Annotated in this window: 21 protein-coding genes; 8 read left to right on the top strand and 13 right to left on the bottom strand. The window is 74.2% G+C overall.

The window, feature by feature from the left end:
- Positions 1-62: 62 nt before the first annotated feature.
- Genes AC0OLQ_RS34550 through AC0OLQ_RS34515 form a run of 8 tightly spaced genes read right to left on the bottom strand, consistent with a single transcriptional unit; the run spans position 63 to position 9,819 of the window.
- The gene (locus tag AC0OLQ_RS34550) at positions 63-779 is read right to left on the bottom strand and encodes a hypothetical protein (protein WP_484529609.1); all 717 of its coding nucleotides are present in this window, start codon (positions 777-779) and stop codon (positions 63-65) included.
- 45 nt (positions 780-824) lie between these two features.
- Positions 825-1,988, bottom strand: a complete 1,164-nt coding sequence (locus tag AC0OLQ_RS34545; protein WP_484529608.1) for an acyl-CoA dehydrogenase family protein — start codon at positions 1,986-1,988, stop codon at positions 825-827.
- Positions 1,985-3,943: an acetyl/propionyl/methylcrotonyl-CoA carboxylase subunit alpha gene (locus AC0OLQ_RS34540; RefSeq protein ID WP_484529607.1), complete on the bottom strand. Its 1,959-nt coding sequence runs from the start codon at positions 3,941-3,943 to the stop codon at positions 1,985-1,987. Before AC0OLQ_RS34540 ends, AC0OLQ_RS34545 begins: the two co-directional genes overlap by 4 nt.
- Before the next feature lie 10 nt (positions 3,944-3,953).
- A complete protein-coding gene (locus AC0OLQ_RS34535) occupies positions 3,954-5,555 on the bottom strand; it encodes an acyl-CoA carboxylase subunit beta (RefSeq protein WP_484529606.1) in 1,602 nt (533 codons plus the stop codon).
- Positions 5,552-6,691 carry an acyl-CoA dehydrogenase family protein gene (locus AC0OLQ_RS34530; protein ID WP_484529605.1) on the bottom strand — a complete coding sequence of 380 codons (1,140 nt, stop codon included), beginning with the start codon at positions 6,689-6,691 and terminating at the stop codon, positions 5,552-5,554. Before AC0OLQ_RS34530 ends, AC0OLQ_RS34535 begins: the two co-directional genes overlap by 4 nt.
- Entirely contained in the window at positions 6,688-8,367 is a 1,680-nt protein-coding gene (locus tag AC0OLQ_RS34525) for an acyclic terpene utilization AtuA family protein (RefSeq protein ID WP_484529604.1), read from the bottom strand. The genes AC0OLQ_RS34530 and AC0OLQ_RS34525 overlap by 4 nt, the downstream gene beginning before the upstream one ends.
- Positions 8,364-9,158, bottom strand: coding sequence for a TIGR03084 family metal-binding protein (locus tag AC0OLQ_RS34520; RefSeq protein WP_484529603.1), 795 nt, complete (start codon positions 9,156-9,158; stop codon positions 8,364-8,366). Before AC0OLQ_RS34520 ends, AC0OLQ_RS34525 begins: the two co-directional genes overlap by 4 nt.
- A gap of 16 nt (positions 9,159-9,174) precedes the next feature.
- Positions 9,175-9,819 (bottom strand): TetR/AcrR family transcriptional regulator, encoded by a 645-nt coding sequence (locus AC0OLQ_RS34515; protein ID WP_484529602.1) that lies wholly within the window; start codon positions 9,817-9,819, stop codon positions 9,175-9,177.
- 148 nt (positions 9,820-9,967) lie between these two features.
- Here AC0OLQ_RS34515 and AC0OLQ_RS34510 point away from each other — a divergent pair, with 148 nt between their 5' ends.
- Both AC0OLQ_RS34510 and AC0OLQ_RS34505 read left to right on the top strand, forming a co-directional pair.
- Positions 9,968-11,407: an APC family permease gene (locus AC0OLQ_RS34510; RefSeq protein WP_484529601.1), complete on the top strand. Its 1,440-nt coding sequence runs from the start codon at positions 9,968-9,970 to the stop codon at positions 11,405-11,407.
- Positions 11,407-12,420: an acetamidase/formamidase family protein gene (locus tag AC0OLQ_RS34505; protein ID WP_484529600.1), complete on the top strand. Its 1,014-nt coding sequence runs from the start codon at positions 11,407-11,409 to the stop codon at positions 12,418-12,420. The genes AC0OLQ_RS34510 and AC0OLQ_RS34505 overlap by 1 nt, the downstream gene beginning before the upstream one ends.
- Before the next feature lie 106 nt (positions 12,421-12,526).
- On the opposite strand, the gene AC0OLQ_RS34500 is transcribed toward AC0OLQ_RS34505, so the two are convergent.
- Together AC0OLQ_RS34500 and AC0OLQ_RS34495 are read right to left on the bottom strand one after the other, a co-directional pair.
- Positions 12,527-13,270, bottom strand: a complete 744-nt coding sequence (locus tag AC0OLQ_RS34500; RefSeq protein WP_484529599.1) for a metallophosphoesterase family protein — start codon at positions 13,268-13,270, stop codon at positions 12,527-12,529.
- A gap of 322 nt (positions 13,271-13,592) precedes the next feature.
- The gene (locus AC0OLQ_RS34495) at positions 13,593-14,270 is read right to left on the bottom strand and encodes a Crp/Fnr family transcriptional regulator (RefSeq protein ID WP_007073398.1); all 678 of its coding nucleotides are present in this window, start codon (positions 14,268-14,270) and stop codon (positions 13,593-13,595) included.
- A gap of 221 nt (positions 14,271-14,491) precedes the next feature.
- Here AC0OLQ_RS34495 and AC0OLQ_RS34490 point away from each other — a divergent pair, with 221 nt between their 5' ends.
- From AC0OLQ_RS34490 to AC0OLQ_RS34465, 6 genes are all read left to right on the top strand, one after another.
- Positions 14,492-15,148 carry an adenosylcobinamide amidohydrolase gene (locus AC0OLQ_RS34490; RefSeq protein ID WP_484529598.1) on the top strand — a complete coding sequence of 219 codons (657 nt, stop codon included), beginning with the start codon at positions 14,492-14,494 and terminating at the stop codon, positions 15,146-15,148.
- 80 nt (positions 15,149-15,228) lie between these two features.
- Complete coding sequence (locus tag AC0OLQ_RS34485; protein WP_484529597.1) at positions 15,229-16,413, top strand: CapA family protein; 1,185 nt, start codon at positions 15,229-15,231, stop codon at positions 16,411-16,413.
- Positions 16,414-16,473: 60 nt separating this feature from the next.
- Complete coding sequence (nth, locus tag AC0OLQ_RS34480) at positions 16,474-17,253, top strand: endonuclease III (protein ID WP_484529596.1); 780 nt, start codon at positions 16,474-16,476, stop codon at positions 17,251-17,253.
- The gene (locus AC0OLQ_RS34475; RefSeq protein WP_484529595.1) at positions 17,250-17,852 is read left to right on the top strand and encodes a TlpA family protein disulfide reductase; all 603 of its coding nucleotides are present in this window, start codon (positions 17,250-17,252) and stop codon (positions 17,850-17,852) included. Before nth ends, AC0OLQ_RS34475 begins: the two co-directional genes overlap by 4 nt.
- Positions 17,849-18,538: an NUDIX hydrolase gene (locus tag AC0OLQ_RS34470; protein WP_484529594.1), complete on the top strand. Its 690-nt coding sequence runs from the start codon at positions 17,849-17,851 to the stop codon at positions 18,536-18,538. Before AC0OLQ_RS34475 ends, AC0OLQ_RS34470 begins: the two co-directional genes overlap by 4 nt.
- An 87-nt stretch (positions 18,539-18,625) precedes the next feature.
- The gene (locus AC0OLQ_RS34465; RefSeq protein WP_357334044.1) at positions 18,626-19,804 is read left to right on the top strand and encodes a MarP family serine protease; all 1,179 of its coding nucleotides are present in this window, start codon (positions 18,626-18,628) and stop codon (positions 19,802-19,804) included.
- 11 nt (positions 19,805-19,815) lie between these two features.
- Here AC0OLQ_RS34465 and AC0OLQ_RS34460 read toward each other — a convergent pair whose 3' ends face one another.
- From AC0OLQ_RS34460 to mycP, 3 genes are read right to left on the bottom strand one after another with little or no spacing between them, the layout of a single operon-like run.
- Positions 19,816-20,538, bottom strand: a complete 723-nt coding sequence (locus tag AC0OLQ_RS34460; protein ID WP_484529593.1) for a phosphatase PAP2 family protein — start codon at positions 20,536-20,538, stop codon at positions 19,816-19,818.
- A gap of 30 nt (positions 20,539-20,568) precedes the next feature.
- Entirely contained in the window at positions 20,569-21,366 is a 798-nt protein-coding gene (locus AC0OLQ_RS34455) for a phosphatase PAP2 family protein (RefSeq protein WP_484529592.1), read from the bottom strand.
- 46 nt (positions 21,367-21,412) lie between these two features.
- Complete coding sequence (gene mycP, locus AC0OLQ_RS34450) at positions 21,413-22,732, bottom strand: type VII secretion-associated serine protease mycosin (protein WP_484529591.1); 1,320 nt, start codon at positions 22,730-22,732, stop codon at positions 21,413-21,415.
- Between the last annotated feature and the right edge of the window lie 54 nt (positions 22,733-22,786).

Here is a 22,786-nt window from a genome sequence, read left to right as displayed (position 1 = left end):
CAGGGGCGCCGGGCAACGGCATCTTCTGCGACCGTTGCGTCCCGCGCACCCGGGGCCGTTCGTCAGATTCCTTCCTCGGCCAGCGAGTCCCGCAGCAGGTCGGCCAGCTCGGCGGCCTTGGTCAGCTCCTCGCCGACCGGCGACTCCGCGAAGGCAACCGCGGCCACCCACAGCAGCCGCGCCGGCGTGCCGCCGCTCAGCCAGCCCGGCAGCGCCCGCTCCGTGTCCCCGGGCAGGCGCCCGCCCCAGGTCCAGGAATCGACCACCTCGGCCAGGTGCCGGGCCGGCTCCTCGCCCGGCAACTCCGCGAAGTCCGCGAGATACGCACCCACGTCGAGGTCGAGTTCCGCGACCGCCTTCAGCACGTCCCAGGCGGGGTTGGTGGACGGCCAGGACGTCAGGGTCCACCGCCACCAGGCCCGGAAGAAGTCCTCGATCGCGCTCTGCTCGGCGGGTGACCAGTCCCGCCAGCGCTGCTCGATACGCTGGGCCACCGTCTCCGGCGACCACCAGTTTTCCATCTCGCCGGTGGCGTACCCCTCCAGCAGCCGGGGCACCAGGTGCGGCAGCTCCGTCCCGTCGCCCCAGGTGCCGGGGTTGGACAGGTAGACCCCGAGCTGGTCGGGCGCGAGGTCGCGCAGCGGCGTACGCAGGAACTCGTCCACCTCGGCCGGGTCGACGCAGTGGTCGCAGGCCGTCGCCATGCCGGGCGGCAGGCGGTGGTGGGCGAAGGCGGTGTAGAGCCGGTCGGTCGCCCGCTCCAGGTCCGGTGGGAACATCCCGCCAGTCTGGTTGCCGCGCCCGCGGTCGTCACCCGGGATACGTCAGTAGGACTTGTCCTGGCCGAGCACGTGCTGGGCCACGAAGTTGAGGATCATCTCGCGGCTGACCGGGGCGATCCGGCCGGCGCGGACCGCGCCGAGCAGGGTGGCCACGCCGTACTCGGTGGTCATGCCGGCGCCGCCGAGCGCCTGCACGGCGGTGTCCACGGCGAGCGCGGCGGCCTCGCCGGCCGCGTACTTGGCCATGTTGCCGGCGACGCCGGCCTCCAGGTCGCGGCCCGCGTCGTAGAGGGTGGCCGCCTTGTGGATCATCAGTCGGGCGAGTTCCACCTGCACCGCCGCGTGCGCGAGCGGGTGGGCGACGCCCTGGTGCGAGCCGATCGTCCGGCCGCCCCACACCGTCCGGGTCGCGGTGTACGCGCTGGCCTGCTCGATGGCGTACCGGCCGGTGCCGGCGCCCATCGCGGCGACCGTGATCCGCTCCGGGTTGAGGCCGGCGAAGAGCGCCGGCAGCCCGGCGTCCAGCGACTCGCCGACCAGCGCGTCGGCGGGCAGCCGGACGTCGTCCAGGTAGAGCAGGAACTGGTTCTCCGGGGAGAGGATCTCCATGTCCAGCTTGGACTTCTCCAGCCCGGGTGCGTCGGTCGGCACGATGAACAGCGCCGGCTTCAGCTTGCCGGTGGCCGAGTCCTCGGTGCGGGCCACCACCAGCACGTGCCCGGCCTCGTCGACGCCGGAGATGTAGCACTTGCGGCCGGTGAGCAGCCAGTCGTCGCCGTCGCGGCGGGCCACCGTGCCGAGCCGGTGGAAGTTCGACCCGGCCTCCGGCTCGGTGATCGCGAAGACGATCTTCTGCGAGCCGTCGGCCAGGCCGGGCAGGTGACGCTTGCGCTGCTCGTCGGTGCCGTGCTTGTTGATCACGGTGGCCGCGATGGCGGGCGAGACCACGAGCAGCAGCAGCGGGCAGCCGGCCGCGGCCAGCTCCTCGCAGACGATGGCCAGCTCGGTGATGCCACCGCCTCCGCCGCCGTACTCGGTGGGGATGTTGACGCCCAGGTAGCCGAGCCGGCCGGCCTCCTGCCACAGCTCGGTGGTGTGCGCTCCGGCCTTGGCCTTCTCGACGAAGTAGCCGTGACCGTACTTCCGCCCCAGCGCCCGGACGGCGTCGCGGAGCTGGTCCTGCTCGGGAGTGAGATCGAAGTTCATCGCGGGTCCTCCTCGGGATTGACCACGGCCAGCACCGCTCCGGTGTCGACCTGGCCGCCGGCCGGCACCGGCAGCTCCGCCACCACGCCGTCGGTCGGGGCGAGCACGGGGTGTTCGAGCTTCATCGCTTCGAGGGTCAGCAGCAGGTCGCCGGCGGCCACCCGCTGGCCGACCTCGACGTGCACCCGGGTCACCGCGCCAGGCAGTGGCGCGAGCAGGGATCCGGCCGCCAGCTCGGCGGTGGGCAGGGAGAAACGCGGCAGCTCGGTGAGGCTCGCCGCCCCCTCCGGGCCGTCCACGAACACCTCCGGCCCCACCCGGTGTACGCCGAACGCCCGCCGCACCCCGTCGACGTCGAGCACCACGCGGTCCGGGGCGGCCTCGACCAGGGCGACACCCTGCGACACCGAGCACTCGGCGAGCGCCCCCGTCCGGTCCAGCCGGTACCGCACCTCGATCTCGCCCTCGGGGCCGGTGAATCGGCTGACCTGCGGGAAGGCCGGCACGTTGCGCCAGCCCGAGGGCAGGCCGGCGAGCACGGGCGCCGAGGCGCGGCGGCCGGCGGCGCCCGCCAGCGCCGCGGCGAGGGCGGCCAGGGGCAGCCGCTCCGGCGGGAGCAGCGGGGCGAAGACCTCCTCGTGCCGCTCCAGGAAGCCGGTGTCGGCCTCCGCCGCGCCGAACTCGCGGCTGCGCAGCACCCGGACCAGCAGGTCCCGGTTGGTGGCGACGCCGTGCAACTCGGCCCGGGCCAGCGCGCCGGCAAGAGCCCGGGCGGCCTCGGCGCGGGTGGGCGCCCAGGCGATCAGTTTGGCGAGCATCGAGTCGTAGTGCACGGTCACCGTCGAGCCGTCCCGCACGCCGGAGTCCAGGCGCAGGCCCTTCGTCGGGGCGAACTCGCCGGCCACCCCGCGGATCGCGAAGCGGTGCAGGGTGCCGGTGGCCGGCCGGAAGCCCTGGGCCGGGTCCTCGGCGCAGAGCCGCACCTCGATCGCGTGGCCGTCGGCCGACGGGGTGGCCGTGATCGGCAGCGGCTCGCCCTCGGCGACCAGCAGTTGCAGCCGGACCAGGTCCAACCCGGTGACCGCCTCGGTGACCGGGTGCTCCACCTGGAGGCGGGTGTTCATCTCCAGGAAGTGGACCTCCCCGTCGGGCGCGAGCAGGAACTCGACGGTCCCGGCGCCGACGTAGTCGACCGCCCGGCCGGCGGCCACCGCCGCCGCGTGCAGCCGCTCGCGCACCTGCGGGGGCAGGACGCCCGGCGCCTCCTCGACGATCTTCTGGTGCCGGCGCTGGATCGAGCAGTCGCGTACCCCGAGGGCCACCACCGTGCCGTGGGTGTCGCCGAAGATCTGCACCTCGACGTGCCGGCCGCACTCGACGTACCGCTCGATGAAGACCGTGCCGTCCCCGAACGCCGCGGCCGCCTCGCGGCGCGCGCCCGCGACGGCCTCGGCGAGCCCGGCGGCGTCGCGGACCACCCGCATGCCCCGGCCGCCGCCGCCCGCGGCCGCCTTGACCAGCACCGGGAAGTCGGTCACCTGGTCGGCCTCGGTCCAGGTGGGCAGCATCGGCACGCCCGCGTCGGCGAGCAGGGCCTTGGCCGCCATCTTGTCGCCCATCGCGGCGATCGCCTTGGCCGGCGGGCCGACCCAGGTCAGCCCGGCGTCGGTGACGGCGGCGGCGAACTCGGCGTTCTCGGCCAGGAAGCCGTAGCCCGGGTGGACGGCGTCCGCCCCGGCCCGGCGGGCCGCGTCCAGGACCAGGTCGATCCGCAGGTACGTCTCGGCCGGCGTGTTCCCGGGCAGCCGGACGGCCAGGTCGGCCTCGGCCACGAAGGGCGCGTCGGCGTCCGCGTCGGAGTGCACGGCGACCGTCTCCACGCCGAGCACCCGGCAGGTGGCGAAGACCCGGCGGGCGATCTCCCCCCGGTTGGCCACGAGAAGTCTGGTGATCACAGCTCGCCCCTCACATCCGGAAGACGCCGAAGCCGTCGGCGCCCTTCACGGGTCCGTTGTGGATCGCCGACAGGCAGAGCCCGAGGACGGTACGGGTGTCCCGGGGATCGATCACCCCGTCGTCGTAGAGCCGGCCGGAGAGGAAGAGCGCCCCGGACTGGGACTCGATCTGCTGCTCGACCATCATCCGCATGGCGGCGTCGGATTCCTCGTCGTAGTCGCGGCCCCGGGCGGCGGCGGCCTGCCGGGCGACGATCGACAGCACCCCGGCGAGCTGCGCGGGCCCCATCACCGCCGACTTGGCGTTCGGCCAGGTGAACAGGAACCTCGGCTCGTACGCCCGGCCGCACATGCCGTAGTTGCCGGCCCCGTAGGAGGCGCCGAGGTTGACGGTCAGGTGCGGCACCGTCGAGTTCGACACCGCGTTGATCATCAGGGCGCCGTGCTTGATGATGCCGCGCTGCTCGTACTCGGTGCCGACCATGTAGCCGGTGGTGTTCTGGAGGAAGACCAGCGGGGTGTCGGCGGCGTTGGCGAGCTGGATGAACTGGGCCGCCTTCTGCGCTTCCTCGCTGAACAGCACGCCCCGGACGTTGGCCAGCACGCCGACCGGCCACCCGTGCAGCTCGCCCCAGCCGGTGACCAGCGCGGTGCCGTAATTGGGCTTGAACTCGTCGAACTCGCTGCCGTCCAGCACCCGGGCCAGCACCTCGCGCGGGTCGAACGGCACCTTGAGGTCGGCGCTGGCGATGCCGAGCAGCTCGTCCGGGTCGTACTTCGGCGGCCGGGGGAACGGGTTGCGCGGCGGCGCGCCCTGCTTGCGCCAGTTGAGCCGGCGTACGCACTGCCGGGCCAGCCGGATGCCGTCCCGCTCGTCCTCGGCGAGGAAGTCGGCCAGGCCGGACTTCCCGGCGTGCATGGCCGCCCCACCCAGTGACTCGTCGTCGGTGACCTCGCCGGTGGCCATCTTCACCAGCGGCGGCCCGGCCAGGTAGACCTGCGACCGGTCCCGGATCATGATCGTGTAGTCCGACATGCCCGGCACGTACGCGCCACCCGCGGTGGCGTTGCCGAAGACCACGCTGACCGTGGGGATCTTCGCCGCGGAGAGCCGGGTCAGGTCGCGGAACACCCGGCCGCCCGGGATGAAGATCTCCGCCTGGGTGGGCAGGTCAGCGCCGGCGCTCTCCACCAGGTTGACCATCGGAAGCCGGTTGGCCAGGGCGATCTCGCCGGCCCGCCGGGTCTTGGCGAGCGCCCAGGGGTTCACCGCCCCACCGCGTACGGTCGGGTCGTTGGCGACCACGAGGCACTCCACGCCCTCGACCACCCCGATGCCGGTGACCGTGCTGGCGCCGACCGGGAAGTCCGTGCCGTACGCGGCCACCGGCGACAGCTCCAGGAACGGGCTGTCCGGGTCGAGCAGCAGCTCGATTCGCTCCCGGGGGAGCAGCTTGCCCCGCTTGTGGTGCCGGGTCACGTACTTCTCGCCGCCGCCGGCGCGGGCCTGGTCGAGCGCGGTCTCCAGCTCCGCGAGGCGCTCCAGCAGGGCCGCCCGGTTGGCGCGGTGGGCCGGTGCGGCCGGGTCGATCGCACTGTCGATTGTGGTCAAAGGCCCATGCCCTTCGCGATGATCTCGTTCATGATCTCGGTGGTGCCGCCGCCGATGCCCAGGATCCGGGCGTCCCGGTAGTGCCGTTCCACCTCGGCGTCGCGCAGGTAGCCGAAGCCGCCGTGCAGTTGCAGCGCCGCGTCGACGACGAAGTCGCAGGCCGACACCGCGACGTTCTTCGCCATCGCCACCTCGGTCACGACGGGCTGCCCTCCCGCGACGCGCTCGGCCACGTCGTGCACGTACGCCCGGGCCGCCTCGGCGCGGGTGTGCATCTCGGCCAGCCGGTGCCGGACGAGCTGGCGGCTGGCCAGCGGGCGGCCGAAGGTGGAGCGGTCCCGGCACCAGCGGGTGGCCAGCTCCACGCAGCGCTGCGCCGTGGCGTAGGCCTGGGTCGCCAGGGAGAGCCGCTCGGTGGCGAACTGCTGCATGATCGCCAGGAAGGCGGTGTCCTCCGGGCCGATCCGGTTCGCCACCGGCACCCGGACGTCGACGAAGGAGAGCTCGGCGGTGTCCGAGCAGTGCCAGCCCAGCTTCTCCAGCCGCCGGCCGACGGTGAACCCGGGCATGCCCTTCTCGATCACAAGCAGGCTCAGCGAGCCCGAGCCGGGGAAGTCGGTGCAGACGGCGGTGGTCACGAAGTCGGACCGGACGCCGCTGGTGATGTAGGTCTTCGACCCGTTCACCACGTAGTGCTCGCCGTCCCGCCGGGCGCAGGTGCGGATGCCCGCCACGTCGGAGCCGCCGCCCGGCTCGGTGATCGCCAGCGCGCCGATCATCGTGCCGGCGAGCGTCGGCCGCACGTACCGGCCGATGAGGCCCTCGTCGCGCGAGGCAACCATGTGCGGCAGCGCGATGCCGTGGGTGAACAGCGCGGCAACCAGTCCGGACGAGCCGCCCGAGCGGATGATCTCCTCGGTGACCAGGATCGAGTCGAGCAGGTCCCCGCCGCTGCCGCCGACCGACTCGGGGAAGCCGATGCCGAGCAGCCCGATCTTCGCGGCGGTCTCGTGCAGCGACCGGGGCACCTCGCCGGCCCGCTCCCAGTCGTCCAGGCAGGGCAGGACCTCCTTGGTCACGAAGGCCCGGGTCAGCTCGCGGAGCTGCCGCCGCTCCGGAGTGTCCACGATGGTCACGACGGCACCCCCGGGGTGAGGTCGGCGGGCAGGTCGACGACCCGGGAGCGGAGCAGCTCGCCGAGCGCCTTGGCCTGCGGATCGAAGCGGGTGGAGGCGGCCACGCCCTGGCCGAGCAGCCCCCGGATCACGAAGTTGATCGCCCGCAGGTTCGGCAGCTCGTACCGCTCGACGGCCAGCGGAGCGGTCTCCGGCAACAGCTCGGCCAGCCGCGCGACGGTCAGCCAGCCGCGCAGCCACGCCCAGGTGGCGTCGGTGCGGGCCCAGACGCCCAGGTTGGCGTCCCCGCCCTTGTCGCCCGAGCGCGCCCCGACCAGCTCGCCGAGCGGCGCCCGCCGGGTCGGCCCGGTCTCGGGCTCCGGCCGGGTCACCGGCTCGTACGGCGGCGGTGCCGCCGTCCGCGTCGGCGGGGCGATCGGCACCCGGGTCCCGTCCGGCAGCACGGCCACGTGCGCGACCGCGTCCTGCGGCACGGCGTCGGCGGTGAAGACCCCGTACGGGGTGGCGTCGCCGGGCAGGGTGGTCAGCGTGCAGCCCGGATAGGAGGCCAGGGCCAGCTCCACGGCGGCCGCCGAGAAGGCCCGCCCGGCCCGCGCCTTGTCGCCGTTCCGCAGGTGTACGTGCAGCAGCGCGCTCGCCGCCTCGGTGTCGGTGGCGTCCGGGTGGTCGGTGCGGGCCAGCGTGAACTCCAGCCCCTCCTTGCCGACCGCCTCCTCCAGCTGCCCCCGGACCAGGGCCGCCTTGGCCGGGATGTCCGGCCCGCAGAGCACGAACGTCATCGAGTTGCGGAAGCCGCCCAGGTTGTTGACGCCCACCTTGAGGGTGTCCGGCGGGGGCGCGCCCCGGACGCCGGAGACCCGCACCCGGTCCGGCCCCTCCCGCGCCAGCTCCACCGTGTCCAGCCGGGTCACCACGTCCGGCCCGAGGTACGCGGGCCCGCCCACCTCGTAGAGCAGTTGGGCGGTGACCGTCTCGACGGTGACCGCGCCGCCCGTGCCGGGGTGCTTGGTGAGCACCGACGAGCCGTCGGCGTGGATCTCGGCGATGGGGAAGCCGGGGCGGTGCCCGCCGTCGGGCAGCTCGGTGAAGAAGCTGAAGTTGCCGCCGGTGACCTGCGCACCGCACTCGATGAGGTGCCCGGCGACGGTCGCCCCGGCCAGCGCGTCGAGGTCCTCCCGGGTCCAGCCGAAGCGGGAAATGGCCGGGCCGACCGCCAGCGAGGCGTCACTCACCCGCCCGGTGACCACCACGTCCGCCCCGGCGTCGAGGCAGGCCGCGATCCCGAACGCCCCCAGGTACGCGTTCGCCGTCAACGCGTCCGGCCGGGCGAGGGCGTCGCCCTCCACGTACCCGATCCGGACGGTGAGGCCGAGCCGGTCGGCGAGCGCGCTGATCGCGGCGGCCAGCCCCGCCGGGTTGAGCCCGCCGGCGTTGGTGACCAGCTTGACCCCGCGCTCCAGCGCGATGCCGAGGGTGCCCTCCACTTGGCGCAGGAACGTCTTGGCGTAGCCGAGCGAGGGGTCGCGCATCCGGTCCCGGCCGAGGATCAGCATGGTCAGCTCGGCCAGGTAGTCGCCGGTCAGCACGTCCAGCTCGCCGCCGTCGAGCATCTCCCGCCAGGCGGTGAGGCGGTCGCCGTAGAAGCCGGACGCGTTGCCGACCCGCAGCGCGGTCACCGGGTCACCCCGCCGCCCGTCGCCTCCCGCTTGCCGCCGGGCGGCCCCGCGAACGCCTGGGCGATGTCCAGCCATTCGTCGGCGACCGGCCCGGTGGCGACCAGCGCCAGATCCGCGCGGTGCCGGCGCTGGATGACCAGCAGGCAGAAGTCGAGCGCCGGCCCGGTGACCCGGTCGGCCGCGTCCTGCGGCCCGAAGGCCCAGGTGTCGCCGTCGGGTGCGGCGAGTTCGACACGCACCGGCGCCGTCGGCACCGCGCGGCCGTGGGCCGCGAAGCTGTGCCCGAGGGTACGGAAGCCCAGGTGCGCCACGTGCCGGAGCCGGGCCGTCGGGGCACGCCGGACGCCCAGCGCGTCGGCCACGTCCTCGCCGTGCGCCCAGGTCTCCATGAGCCGGGCGGTCGCCATCGAGGCGGGCGACATCCGGGTGCCGTACCAGGGCAGCTTCTCCCCGGTTGGGACGGCGGCGAGCGCCGTCGCGAGCGCGGCCCGGCCCGCCCGCCAGCGTGCCAGCAGCGCCGCGGCCGGGGCGAGGAACGATTCGGCGCCGTCCTCGACCAGCCGGGACGGATCCGGAGCGGAGGTGACCGAGGCGAAGAACGCCGCCGCGTCGGTCGCCGCGAGGTGGGCGACGTGGTCGGTCCAGGCCAGGTGGGCGATCTGGTGGGCGATGCTCCACCCGGGCGCCGGGGTCGGCCGCTCCCAGGCTTCCGGCGCCAGCGGTGCGACGAGCGCGTCGAGCTGCTCGGACTCGGCGGTCAGGTCCGCGAGCAGGGCTGTCAGGTCGACCATGGTGCCTCCGGGGGACTCAGTGCGGCCGCGCGCTCCCGGGCGTCGGCGGGCCGGCGTCGGGGTTGAGCAGGGCGGCGAGCTGGCGCTTCCAGGTGTGCAGCAGGGCGGTGCGGCGGGTCGTGTCGTCGCTAAGCAGGTTGGCCACGCCGAGGCCGCGGAGCAGGTCGAGGGTGGCCTGCACCGCCTCGCGGACGCCGGGTCGCCGCTCGTCCACGCCGAGCAGCTCCACGGTGAGCCGGTGCATCTCCCGGCCGACCCGTGCCTCGAGGGGAACCAGGGCGTCGCGCAGCTCGGCGTCGGTGCGGGCGGCCACCCACAGCTCCAGCGCCGCGACGAAGAGCGGCCCGGTGAAGGCGGCGGCGAGCAGGTCGACCACCCCGTCGAGGCGCCGCGGGCCGGCCGGCAACGCCGCGGCCTCGGTGCGCAGCTCCACGGCCCGGCGCTCGGTGAGGTGGGTGACCGCGGCGGTGACCAGGGCCGCCTTGGTCGGGTAGTGGTGCAGCTGGGCGCCCCGGGAGACGCCCGCCCGGGCGGCCACCACGGTCGTCGTCGTGCCGGACCAGCCGTGCTCCACCACGCATTCGACGGTCGCCTCCAGCAGCCGGGCCTGGGTGGCGCGGCTGCGCTCCTGTTGAGGGACGCGGGTCGATGCGGTGGGCACGGGGACAGCGTGCCGTCCCCGAAACAAACAGTCAAGCCTGACTTTTTCTGAGTCCCGATCGAGCGATGTATACAATCCATGCGCATAGATCTAGCTGTCGGCCGATGGCTGGACTAACGTGCGCCTCACCAGATCAAGGAGGCGTGCCGTGACTCAACCTCCCGACCCATCCGAGACATCCGTCCAGGTCGAACGGTTCGGCTACCGGCAGGAACTGAGCCGGACCCTCACCTTCACCGACCTGCTGATCTACGGACTGATCTTCATGGTGCCGATCGCGCCCTTCGGCATCTTCGGCAGCGTGTACGCCGGCTCCGGCGGCATGGTCGCGCTGGCCTACCTCATCGGCATGGTGGCGATGATGTTCACCGCCTCCTCGTACGCGCAGATGGTCCGCGCGTTCCCCATGGCCGGGTCCGTCTACAGCTACACCGGTCGCGGCATCGCACCGCCCGTCGGCTTCCTCGCCGGCTGGGTGATCCTGCTCGACTACGTCCTCGTGCCCGGCCTGCTCTACCTGGTGGCCAGCGTGGCCATGCACTCCCTCGTGCCCGGCGTGCCGGTGTGGGTGTGGCTGGCGGCCTTCGTCGTGCTCAACACCGTCGTCAACTACCTCGGCATCAAGATGACCGCCCGGGTCAACCGGGTGATGCTCGCCGCCGAGCTGGTCATCCTCGCGATCTTCCTGGTCGTCGGCGTGATCGCGCTGGCGCAGGGCAAGGGTGCCGGCTTCTCGCTCCGGCCACTGTTCAACGCGGGCACCTTCTCCTGGCCGCTGGTCTTCGGCGCGGTGTCGATCGCCGTGCTCTCCTTCCTCGGCTTCGACGGGATCTCCATGCTGGCCGAGGAGAGCCGCGAGGAGGCCCGGCAGATCGGCCGGGCGATGGTCGGGGCGCTGCTGCTGGCCGGTGCCCTGTTCGTCGTGCAGACCTGGGTCGCGGCCCTGCTGGTGCCGGACGCACCCGGCCTGCTCGAAAACGGCGACCCGGAGGGGACCGCGTTCTACGACGCGGCCCGCGCGGCCGGCGGGGGCTGGCTGGCCGGGCTGACCGCCCTGGCCACCGCGATCGCCTGGGGCTTCGCCAACTCCCTCGTGGCCCAGGCCGCGACCTCCCGCCTGCTGTACGCGATGGCCCGCGACCGGCAGATGCCGCGCTTCCTCGCCCGGATCAACCCGAAACACAAGGTGCCGGCCAACGCCACCCTGCTGGTCGCCGCCATCTCGCTGGCCCTCGGCCTCTACATGGCCAGCCGGGACGACGGCATCTCGCTGCTGTCCACACTGGTCAACTTCGGCGCCATGACGGCGTTCCTGGCGCTGCACGTCTCCGTCGTGACCCACTACGTCGTGCGCAACGGCAGCCGGGACTGGCTGCGGCATCTGGTGGTGCCCGTGATCGGGTTCCTGATCCTGCTCTACGTCGTGATCAACGCCAAGGTCGCCGCCCAGGTGCTCGGCTTCGTCTGGCTGGGCGTCGGGCTGCTGGTCCTGCTGGTCTTCTACCTGACGGGCCGGCGTCCCGAGCTCGCCGCGCTGGTCGACGTCGCCCACGAGAGCACCGACGAGCCGGTGAAGGAGCCGCACTGATGACCGACGTGGTGAAGTACCGGCCGGAGCCGGACGAACTCTCCTACACCTTCGGCGGGCGCGAGGCGGTGCTCCGGGTGCGCCCGGGCACCATCCTCGAGCTCTACACCGAGGACTGCTTCGGCGGCCGGGTCCGGACCACCGACGACCTGCCGTCGCAGGTCTGCCAGTTCCCGTACCTCAACCCGGTGACCGGGCCGATCCACGTCGAGGGGGCCGAGCCCGGCGACACGCTCGCCGTGCACTTCATCTCCATCGAGCCGGCCCGGGACTGGGCCGTGTCCACCACCTTCCCGCACTTCGGCGCGCTCACCAGCACCCACACCACGGCGACCCTGCAACCCCCGCTCGCCGAGGTGGTCTGGCGGTACGACGTCGACGTCGCCGCCGGCACGGCGACGTACCGGGCACGGCGGGGCGACTACACCGTGGCGCTGCCGCTGGATCCGATGCACGGCACCGCCGGGGTGGCGCCGGGCGCCTTCGAGGCGCGGATGACGATCACCCCGGACGCGCACGGCGGCAACATGGACACGCCCGAGCTGCGGGCCGGGGTCACCGCGTACTTCGGCGTGAACGTGTCGGGAGCGCTCTTCGCCCTCGGCGACGGGCACTGCCGGCAGGGCCATGGCGAGGTCTGCGGCACCGGCCTCGAGGCCGCCATGAACACCACGGTCGTGGTGGACGTCGTCAAGGGGATCGGCACCCCGTGGCCGCGGCTGGAGTCGGACGACGCGCTGATGTCCACCGGCTCGGCCCGCCCGCTGGAGGACGCCTACCGGATCAGCCAGCACGATCTGGTCACCTGGACCGCCGAGCTGGTCGGGCTGGACCAGCTCGACGCGTACCAGCTGATCAGCCAGGCCGGTGAGGCGCCGGTCGGCAACGTGTGCGACACGAACTACACGATGGTGGCGAAGGTGGACAAGCGCTACCTAAGCGGGGCCGCTGGGTACGACGGGGTGCACGCCCGGCTGCGCGCGACGGCCCACGACTACCTGACCCACCGCTGACCCACGGAGGGACCGGCCGTGTCGACCCCGGCCGGTCCCGCCACCCGCGCTGCCGCTGTCGGACCGGGAATTCACAAACTTCACGATCTCCTGCGGGTGTGGCCGGTCAGCGGCCGTCGCGCGGGCCGAAGACGGTGAGCGCGTCCGCGTCGCTGTGGCGGGAACGCAGGTACTCGTCGGCCCAGGCGGCGGCGTCCGGGAAGCCCGACTCGGCGGCCACCCGGGCGCAGGCGGCGTCCACGTCGTAGCCGGTCCGGCGCAGTTGCACGCCCGGCCCGAGCAGCGCCCACCAGGCGCCCGCGCCGCCGTACGGCATGCCGACGCTGCCGGGGTTGACCACCAGCCGGCGGTCCACCAGCCGGGTGAACGGCATGTGGGTGTGTCCGCAGACCACCGTGCCCACCCGGGCCGGCAGCCCGGCGAAGACCTCGGCCCAGCGCTCCAGCCGGGAGTCGACCAGCACGACCTCCTCGTCGTCGCGGGGCGTGGCGTGGCAGAAGATGACCTCGCCGAGGCCGGCGACCGGCAGCGTGACGGTCGGCGGCAGCGCGGCCAGCCGGGCCACCTGGTCCTCGCGGAGCTGGGTCGCGGCCCAGTCGGACACCTCGATCTTCGCCGGTCGCCCGGCCCGCGCCTCGACCAGCTCGCGGTCGGCGTTGCCGCCGACCCAGCGGGCCCGGTCGCCGAGCGAGGCGAGCAGGTCGAGCACCTCGACCGGCTGCGGGCCGGCGGCGATGTCGCCGGTGAGCACGATCAGGTCGGCGGCCGCCACGTCCGGCTCGGCCAGAACGGCCTCCAGCGCCGGCAGCACGCCGTGGATGTCGGAGAGGACAGCTACCCGCTCGATCATCGCCCCAGCCTGCGCCCGGCCGGCCGGCTGGTCCAGCAATTCTGCGGCCGGCAGAGACGGGACCGGCCCGGCCCGTGGACTCACCGCGCCGGGCGCGGCGCCGCCAGGACGGCAACCGGCCCGGACCGTGGACTCACCGCGCCGGGCGCGGCGCCGCCAGGACGGCAACCGGCCCGGACCGTGGACTCACCGCGCCGGGCGCGGCGCCGCCAGGACGGCAACCGGCCCGGACCGTGGACTCACCGCGCCGGGCGCGGCGCCGCCAGGACGGCAACCGGCCCGGACCGCGGAGGCGGGCCGGGCCGGGACGCTCGTGGAGGGGTCAAACCCGCGCGCGGCGGGCCAGGCGCTCCGGGTCGAGGATGATGATGCTCTTGCCGTCGAGCCGCAGCCAGCCGCGCGAGGCGAAGTCGGCCAGGGCCTTGTTGACGGTCTCCCGGGAGGCGCCGACGAGCTGGGCGATCTCCTCCTGGGTCAGGTCGTGGGTCACCCGCAGCACGCCGCCGTCGCGGGTGCCGAACCGGCCGGCCATCTGGAGCAGGTTCTTGGCGACCCGGCCGGGCACGTCCGTGAAGATCAGGTCGGCCAGCGAGTCGTTGGTCCGGCGCAGCCGGCGGGCCAGCACCCGCAGCAGCTGCTCGGCGATCTCGGGCCGGTTGTTCAGCCAGGGCCGCAGCGCCTGCTTGCGCAGCCGGACCAGCCGGGTGTCGGTGACCGCCGTGGCCGTCGCCGTACGCGGGCCGGGGTCGAAGAGCGACAGCTCGCCGACCATGTCCGACGGGCCCATCACGGCGATCAGGTTCTGCCGGCCGTCCGCGGCCCGGCGACCCACCTTGATCTTGCCGGACAGGAGGATGTAGAGACTGTCGCCGGGCTCACCCTCGTTGAAGACGACCTCGCCCTTGCGGACCTCGATCGTCTCCATCTCCTTGGCGAGCGCCTCGGCAGCCTCCGGGTCGACACCCTGGAAGATCCCGCTGCGGGCCAGTACCTCGTCCATCGCGCACCTCCGCTTGCGCGTGCCGTCCGTCGGCCGGGTCCGCCGTCCGCTGATCCCTCGCGCGACGCCAGTCTAGGCGCACGTGAGCGGGAATCAGAGGTGCACCCCTGGAATCTTGATCGTTGGGCGTAACCTGCCCGACCCGGTCGACGACTAGGATCCCCGTCCCCCGGTCCGGGCCGGCACCACCCGTCCCCACCTGTGATCGTAGGGTGACCGGCGTGCTGAGCGAGCCGTTCCTGACCACCCGGCCCGAGGACGGGTGGGACCTCCCGCTGCTGGTCTGGCGGGCCGAGACGCCGCTGGTGGCGATCGGCTCCGCCCCGCTGGGCGGCGGGATCGGCGTACGGCGGTGGGTGGTCAACGCGACCGTGCCGATGTCGTACGACCGGGACGACCCCGCCGCGCACCTGACCGACCTGGCCGCCGGGCTCGGCCTGGCCGGCCCCGGCGTCGGGCTGCTGACCGGGGTCGACGTGACCGAGGTGGTGACCCGCGCGGACGGCGGCGTACGGGTCTGGGCGACGGTCGGCCTCGGCACCCCGGTCTGGGCCGCCGCGCCCGCCGCGCCCGCCCAGCGGGTCGGCACGGTCAACATCGTCGTGTACGTGCCGGCCCGGCTCGGCGAGGCCGCCCTGGTCAACGCGGTGGCCACGGCCACCGAGGCGAAGGCGCAGGCGATCTGGGAGCTGGGACTGCCGGCCACCGGCACCCCCACCGACGCGGTCACCGTGCTCTGCCCGGCCGACGGCGACCCGGCCCCGTACGGCGGCCCCCGCTCGGCCTGGGGCGCCCCGCTGGCCCGGGCCGTGCACGCGGCCGTCCTGGCCGGCGGCGCCGGGCCGGTCGTGCCCTGGTCCGACCGGCGGGCGGGTTGAGCGTGGCCGGTCCCGCCGATCGGGTTTTCCGACCGATCGGCCCTCGTCGCGGTGTTCCCGGGACGGTAGCGTCGCGGACGATGTACGCTCCCGCCCTCTCCGTGCCTCGTCCCCGCCGCCGCTCCGCGCGCCTCGCCGCGGCCCTCGGCGCGCTGCTCGTCGTCCTGCTCGCCGCCGGCTGCGGCGAGGATTCCGGCGACGGGCCGATCTGGCAGCCGGGCCAGGGCGGGGGCTCGACCGGGTCGGCGGTCCCCGCCGAGGCCGACCAGCCCGCCGCGTCGGGCGAGCCCGCCGAGAAGTCGATCTCGCTGACCGCGACCGGTGACGTGATCATGGGCAACGCCCCGTCCCGGCTGCCCGCCAACGGCGGGAAGGGCTTCTTCGACGACGTCAAGGCCGCGCTCAAGGGCGACCTGGTGATGGGCAACCTGGAGGAGCCGCTCACCGACGACACCGGCGCCGGCAAGTGCGGCCCGCAGCCGAAGAACTGCTACCAGTTCCGGGCGCCCCCGGGCTGGGCGGCGCACCTGCGCTCGGCCGGGTTCCAGCTGCTCAACCAGGCCAACAACCACGGCTACGACTACGGCCAGCAGGGCTACGAGAACACCCAGTCGGCGCTGGAGGCGCACGGGCTCAAGCACACCGGCGCGCCCGGCGAGATCACCGTGGTCGACGTCAAGGGCATCAAGGTCGCGGTGGCGGGCTTCTCGTCGTACCCGTGGTCGAACAGCCTGGTCGACCTCGACGCCGCGAAGCAGGTCATCACCATGGCCAAGGGGATGGCCGACCTGGTCGTGGTGCAGGTGCACATGGGCGCCGAGGGCGCCGACCGGAGCCACGTGAAGCCGGGCACCGAGATGTTCTTCGGGGAGAACCGGGGCGACCCGATCCGCTTCTCGCACGCGGTGATCGACGCCGGCGCCGACCTGGTGATCGGGCACGGCCCGCACGTGCTGCGCGGCATGGAGTTCTACAAGGGGCGGCTGATCGCCTACAGCCTGGGCAACTTCGCCGGCGGCGGGAAGTCGCTGAACAGCTCGGGCCGGCTCGGCTGGGGCGGCGTGCTGAAGGTCTCGCTGACCGCGGAGGGGCGCTTCGTCGGGGGCCAGTTCACCTCGACCAGGATGAACAGCGTGGGCCGGCCGGCCATCGACCGGCAGGACCAGGGCCTCGGGCTGGTCCGCGAGATGAGCGGGGCCGACTTCCCGAAGACCGGCGCGCGGGTCGACGATTCCGGCAAGATCAGCGCTCCGGCGGGCGGCTGAGGCAACCACCGCGCGCGTGGGCCCGCCGGGACGTCGTCCCCGCGACGTAGGCTGGCCGGCGTGACAACGCGCTCCCCCGAGACCGACCTCGGTCGTACGCGCCGCGCCCGGCGGATCGGCCGGGTGCTGACCGAGACCCACCCCGACGCGCACTGTGAACTCGACCACTCCAACGCGCTGGAGCTGGCCGTCGCCACGATCCTGTCGGCCCAGTGCACGGACAAGAAGGTCAACGAGGTCACCCCGAAGCTGTTCGCCCGCTACCGCACGGCGGCCGCCTACGCCGGGGCCGACCGCGCCGAGCTGGAGGAGCTGATCCGGCCCACCGGGTTCTACCGGAACAAGACCAGCTCCCTGATCAACCTCGGCCGGGCCCTCTGCGAGCGCTACGACGGCGAGCTCCCCGGCAAGCTGGCCGATCTGGTCACCCTGCCGGGCATCGGGCGCAAGACCGCCAACGTGATCCTCGGCAACGCCTTCGACGTCCCCGGCATCACGGTCGACACCCACTTCCAGCGGCTGGTGCAGCGGTGGGAGCTGACCACCGAGACCGACCCGGTCAAGATCGAGCACGCGATCGGGGCGCTCTACCCGAAGCGCGACTGGACGATGCTGTCGCACCGGATCATCTTCCACGGCCGGCGGGTCTGCCACGCCCGCAAGCCGGCCTGCGGCGCCTGCACACTGGCGCAGCTCTGCCCGGCGTACGGCACCGGGCCGACCGACCCGGTGGCAGCGGCCAAGCTGCTCAAGGGGCCGCGCGCCCGGGACCTGGCGGCGGCCGTCGGCATCGACCCCGACCTGGTGCCGCAGCAGGCGGTCGCGGCGGAGGTGCCGTGACCCGCCGGTTCGCCTACCTGCTCGTCCCGCTGCTGCTCGCGGTGGCCGGCTGCACCGCCAGCACCGAGGAGTCCGCGGGCCCGGCGCCGGCCACCCGGGCCGAGCGTCCCTCGCCGTTCGCCGACTGCGCTCCGCTGGCCGCCGCGCCGGCGTCCGCCCCGGCCCCGTCCGGCACGCCGGGCGATCCGCTGCCCGACCTGGCCCTCTCCTGCTTCACCGGGGGCGCGCCAGTGAACGTCCGCGACATCAAGGGGCCCGCGGTGATCAACGTGTGGGCGTCCTGGTGCCCGCCGTGCCGCAAGGAGCTGCCCGCCTTCCAGCGGCTCAGCGAGCGGGCCGACGGCCGGTTCCAGGTGATCGGGGTCAACAGCCGGGACAGCCGCGGCGGCGCCCAGTCCATCGGCGAGGACTTCGGCGTCCGGTTCCCCATGCTGGTCGACCAGGGTGACGCGTTCGAGCGGGCGCTCGGCCGCAACGCCTTCCCGCTGACCGTCCTGGTCGACGCCGACGGGCGGATCCGGCGCACCGACTCGACCGGTGCGCTGGACGACGCCCGCCTCGCCGAGCTGGTCCGTAGCCACCTCGGGGTGCGGCTGTGACCCGACGGCCGCCGGACTGGCTCGACCCGCTGCTCCACCGGCTCGGCACCGCGCGCGCCGAGGACTTCACCCGGCTCGCCACCCCGGAGAGCGGCGGCCGGGAGAGCGCGGTGCTGGTGCTGCTCGGCGAGGAGCCGGGCGTCGGCCCGGACGTGCTGGTCCTCCAGCGCGCCGCCACGCTGCGCAACCACGCCGGGCAGCCGGCCTTCCCCGGCGGCGCGGCCGACCCGGAGGACGCCGACGCCCGCGCCACCGCGCTGCGCGAGGCGAACGAGGAGGTCGACCTCGACCCGAGCACGGTGACCGTGCTGGCCGAGCTGCCGAGGCTGTGGATCCCGGTCAGCGACTTCGTGGTCACCCCGGTGCTCGCCTGGTGGCACGCCCCGCACCCGGTGCACCCGCGCGAGCCGGCCGAGGTGGCGCACGTCGCCCGGCTGCCGGTCGCCGAGCTGGTCGACCCGGCGAACCGGATGCGGGTCCGCCACCCGAGCGGCTGGATCGGCCCGGCCTTCTCGGTGCGCGGCATGCTGGTCTGGGGCTTCACCGCCGGGGTGCTGAACACGCTGCTGGAGATGGGCGGCTGGGCCCGCCCGTGGCCGCGGTCCCGGGTGGTGGAACTGCCGCCGGCCGCCGCCCCGGCCCCCTCGGCCGGCACCGACGCGGCGGACGAGAGCCCGGTCCGCTGAGCCGACCGGGCTCACCGGCGCGAATCCGAAGGTCACGTTCAGCGAGCGGCCAGCCTCTTCCGGGCGCGGTGCCCGTACCCTTGGGGCGTGTCCGCCGTGGATCTCGTACTGCTCCTGCTCATGCTCGTGTTCGCGATCAGCGGATACCGTCAGGGCTTCGTCATCGGGGCGCTGTCGTTCTCCGGCTTCTTCCTGGGCGCGCTGCTCGGCCTCCAGCTCGGGCCGCTGGTCGCCCGGCAGTTCACCGACAGCGGCACCCGCGTGCTGATCTCCCTGGTGGCCATTTTCGGGCTGGCCGTGCTGGGCCAGGCGCTGGCCGGCTGGCTCGGCTCCAACCTGCGGGCGGCGATCACCGGGCCGGCCGGGCGGAAGATCGACGACGCCGGCGGCGCGGTCATCTCGGTCTTCGCGGTCATGCTGGTGGCCTGGCTGGTCGCCGTGCCGCTGGGCTCCTCGTCGGTGCCCTGGCTGGCCTCGTCCGTCCGCAACAGCGCGCTGCTCACCGTGGTCGACCGGGTGCTGCCGGACAAGGCGCAGGAGCTGTCCACGGCGCTGCGCGACACGGTCGACACCAACGGCTTCCCGGACGTCTTCGGCGACCTCGCGCCGACCCGGGCCCGGCAGGTCTCCCCGCCCGACCCGACGCTGGCCAACTCCCAGGTGGTGAAGAACAGCCAGCGGTCGGTGGTGAAGGTGCTGGGCTCCGCGCCGAGCTGCGCCCGCCGCATCGAGGGCTCCGGCTTCGTGTACGCCGACGACCGGGTGATGACCAACGCGCACGTGGTGGCGGGCACCCGCACGGTGGCGGTGGAGCTGCGCGGCGACCGCTACGACGGCGAGGTCGTCGTCTACGACCCCGAGCGGGACCTGGCCGTGCTGCACGTGCCGGGGCTGCCCGGGCCGTCGCTGCGCTTCGCCGCCGGGGAGGCCGGCAGCGGGGCCGACGCCATCGTGCTCGGCTTCCCCCTCGACGGCCCGTACGACGCCCGCCCGGCCCGGATCCGCGACGTCGACCGGATCACCGGGCCGGACATCTACTCCGCCGGCGACGTGACCCGGGAGATCTACACGATCCGGGCGCTGGTCCGCAGCGGCAACTCGGGCGGCCCGCTGGTCTCCTCGAACGGGCTGGTGCTCGGCGTGATCTTCGCGGCCGCCGCGGACGACCCGAACACCGGCTTCGCGGTCACCTCCGCCGAGGCGCGGTCGGTGGCGCTGGCCGGCGCGGAGCGTACCCGGGGGGTGGCCACCGGCGAGTGCACCTGAGCCGGCGGCGGTCAGCCGGTGGAGGCGCCCGCCCGGGTCACGCCGTCGCCGGAGCGGCCGAGCGGCAGCTTGGTCCGGCCCCAGGTGAGCGTGCGGTCGAGCACCGCCCGCGCCATGATCGCCACGCAGGCGCCGCCGTTGAGGAAGGACGCCGCCACGTCGCTGGGGTGGTGCATGCCCCGGTACATCCGGGTGAGCGCGACCCCGACCGGCACCAGCACCAGCAGGGCCCACCAGCCGACCTTGGCCGGGGCGCTCCGCGCCCGCAGCGCGAGCAGCACCGCGATGCCCACGTAGAGCGCCATCGCGGCCGACGTGTGCCCGGACGGGAAGCTGGAGGTCGGCGGCGAGTCGTCCATGTGCTCGACGGCGGGACGGGTCCGGTCGATGACCATGGTGGTGAAGAGGAAGATCAGCGCCTGCGCGCTCACCGCGGCGCAGAGGAAGAGCGGCTCCCGCCAGCGGTGCAGCACCAGCCGCAGCACCAGCGCCACCAGCACCGTCACCACGACGATCAGCTGAGTGCTGGCCAGCGTGCTGAACACCAGCGAGACGTCGTTCCAGCCGGCGGTCCGGTGCGCGGCGAACTCGCGGTTGAGCGCGTCCTCGACGGTGAACGGCCAGGTCTTCGCGAACACCCGGGTGACCAGGAGGCCCAGCGCCACCAGGACGGCGAAGAGCAGGGCCACCGGCAGCAGGACCCGCCGGGCGATCTGGACCGCGACATCGGACATGAGCCGCCCATTACCCCGGCGGATGCCGGACTACGCGTGGCGGCCGTCCGGCCCCGGTTCGGCCAACTCCGGCTCGACCCCCTCCCGGGCGGTACGCGCCGGCCGCCGGCCGACCCGGGTCCGCCAGGTGGAGAACGCGGCCGTGGTGGCGGCGACCACCGCCACGCCGAGCAGCCAGCCGCCGACCACGTCGCTGGTCCAGTGCACCCCCAGCGCGATCCGGCTGAGCCCGGTCACCACCGCGATCAGCACCGCCGCCGTCCAGAGCGCGCCGCGCACCGCCCGGCTGTGCCGGGCGAAGGGCAGGAAGACCAGCAGCAGCACCCCGGCGGCCAGGGTGGCGTTCAGCGCGTGGCCGGACGGGAAGGAGTAGCCGGCCGCCCGGGCCACCGGGTCGAGCAGGTCCGGCCGGTGCCGGCCCACCAGCAGCTTGAGCAGTGCGCCGAGCAGCCCGCCGACGGTCATCGTGGTGACCACCCAGAGCGCCAGCCGGGGCGCGCCGCGCAGCAGCAACCAGACCACCACCCCGGCGGCGGCCACCCGGAGCGGGCCGGGCCCGAAGACGTCGGTCCAGACCGCCATCACCCGGACCCAGGCCGGATGGTCGAGGGCGTACCCGTGCAGGGCGTCGGTGATCGTGGCGTCCAGCCGGGACAGCGGCGACCAGGCGTCCAGCACCAGCAGCGCGAGCAGGGCGAACGGCACCAGCACCAGGAACGCGGCGAGGGCGGCCAGGGTGAGCCGCAGGCCCAGCGAATGGTCCGGGTCGAGGCGGCGCCGCCGCCAGGACCGCTCGGGCAGGGAGGTCAGGTCGCCGGACGTGTTCATGCGCTGGTCACTACCCAGGGTGGGGCTCCGTCAGACGGGCCGGCGGTCAGCGGTGGGACTGCCGGAACCGGCGGACCATCAGCGCGGCGCCGGTGACCAGGGCGACGAACAGGGCCAGGCCGGACCAGAGCCGTTCCGGCGCCGAGTCGTCGGCCTGGCCGGCCGGGCGGGCCGACCACCGGGTCTGCTGCTGCGGGCCGTAGCCGAACGGTTCGCCGCCCTGCCCGGCGGCGGCCCGGGTGTCGCGGCCGGCGCCGGGGGCCGGCCCGAAGCCCACCACGCCGGGAGAGTCGTTGTCGTCGAGGGGGTTGCGGCCGACCGACGGCACGTCGGCGGTGAGCGCGGCCACCGGGTCGACCATGCCGTAGCCGAACCGGTCGTCACGGCCGGTGGGACCGAGGTCGCGGGCCGTCGTGATCAGCCGGTTGACCACGTCCCCGGCGGACATCCGCGGATAGCGGGCCCGGACCAGCGCGGCCGTCGCGGCGACCAGCGGGGCGGCGAAACTGGTGCCCTGCACCCGCCAGTAGCCCTCCGGGCGGGCGCCGTAGAGCGCGGTGGCCGGCGCGGTGAGCACGGTCTGGTGGCCGGTGATCGAGCCGGACCAGAGGTTCTGGCTGTTGCGGTCGAGACCGGCGACCGCCAGTACCCCCGGCTCGCGGGCCGGGTACCAGACCTTCGGGCTGTTCGAGGTGGCCAGGTTGCCGGTGCAGGCGACCACCACCACGTCCCGGGCGAAGGCGTAGTCGAGGGCCGCGGCGAGGGCCGGGCTGTCTCCGCCGCCGCCGAGGGACAGGTTGATCACGCGCGCGCCGTTGTCGACCGCCCAGCGCACCCCCTTGGCGACGATCAGTGCGTCGTCGTAGCGGTTCTCGTCGTCCAGGACGCGGACCGGGAGGATCCGGGCTTCCGGCGCCAGCCCCAGGACGCCGCGGTCGTCATCGGCCCGCCCGGCGATCAGGCCGGCCACCGTGGTGCCGTGGCCCACCGGGTCCGGCCCGTCCCCGCCGTCCGGCGTGACGAGGTCGACGCCGGGAAGCACCTGGCCGACCAGGTCGGGATGGGTACCGTCCACACCCGAATCGATGACCGCGACCACCACGCCGCGCCCCGTCGAGGTGCGCCAGGCCGTCTTCGCGCGAAGCTCCTCGAGCTGCCACTGCTCGTCGCGGACCTGGTCCGTCCGGGCCACCGTGTGCAGCGGGGCGAGCCGGGCCGGTTCGCGGGTCGCGACGGCTGGGGCGGCGTGCGCGGGCGGGGCCAGTGGACCGGCCACGGTGGCCACGACCGCCACCGCGCCGAGCAGCGCGCGCCCGGCGAGACGCCGGGGTGGCGCGGTGGGAACTCCCTGCCGATCCCTGGTCACATTCCCCAGCCATTTCGTCGCGTCAGACACATGCTGCTCGGAGATTACCGGGTT

This window comes from Micromonospora sp. Utrum1 (assembly GCF_057197805.1).
This window is presented reverse-complemented; position numbering and strand designations above follow the sequence as displayed.

Bases quoted from the DNA above. Each gene is read 5' to 3' on its own strand.
- AC0OLQ_RS34550 (WP_484529609.1), bottom strand. From the start codon at position 779: ATGTTCCCACCGGACCTGGAGCGGGCGACCGACCGGCTCTACACCGCC.
- AC0OLQ_RS34545 (WP_484529608.1), bottom strand. From the start codon at position 1,988: ATGAACTTCGATCTCACTCCCGAGCAGGACCAGCTCCGCGACGCCGTC.
- AC0OLQ_RS34520 (WP_484529603.1), bottom strand. From the start codon at position 9,158: ATGGTCGACCTGACAGCCCTGCTCGCGGACCTGACCGCCGAGTCCGAG.
- AC0OLQ_RS34505 (WP_484529600.1), top strand. From the start codon at position 11,407: ATGACCGACGTGGTGAAGTACCGGCCGGAGCCGGACGAACTCTCCTAC.
- AC0OLQ_RS34500 (WP_484529599.1), bottom strand. From the start codon at position 13,270: ATGATCGAGCGGGTAGCTGTCCTCTCCGACATCCACGGCGTGCTGCCG.
- AC0OLQ_RS34495 (WP_007073398.1), bottom strand. From the start codon at position 14,270: ATGGACGAGGTACTGGCCCGCAGCGGGATCTTCCAGGGTGTCGACCCG.
- AC0OLQ_RS34485 (WP_484529597.1), top strand. From the start codon at position 15,229: ATGTACGCTCCCGCCCTCTCCGTGCCTCGTCCCCGCCGCCGCTCCGCG.
- AC0OLQ_RS34460 (WP_484529593.1), bottom strand. From the start codon at position 20,538: ATGTCCGATGTCGCGGTCCAGATCGCCCGGCGGGTCCTGCTGCCGGTG.
- AC0OLQ_RS34455 (WP_484529592.1), bottom strand. From the start codon at position 21,366: ATGAACACGTCCGGCGACCTGACCTCCCTGCCCGAGCGGTCCTGGCGG.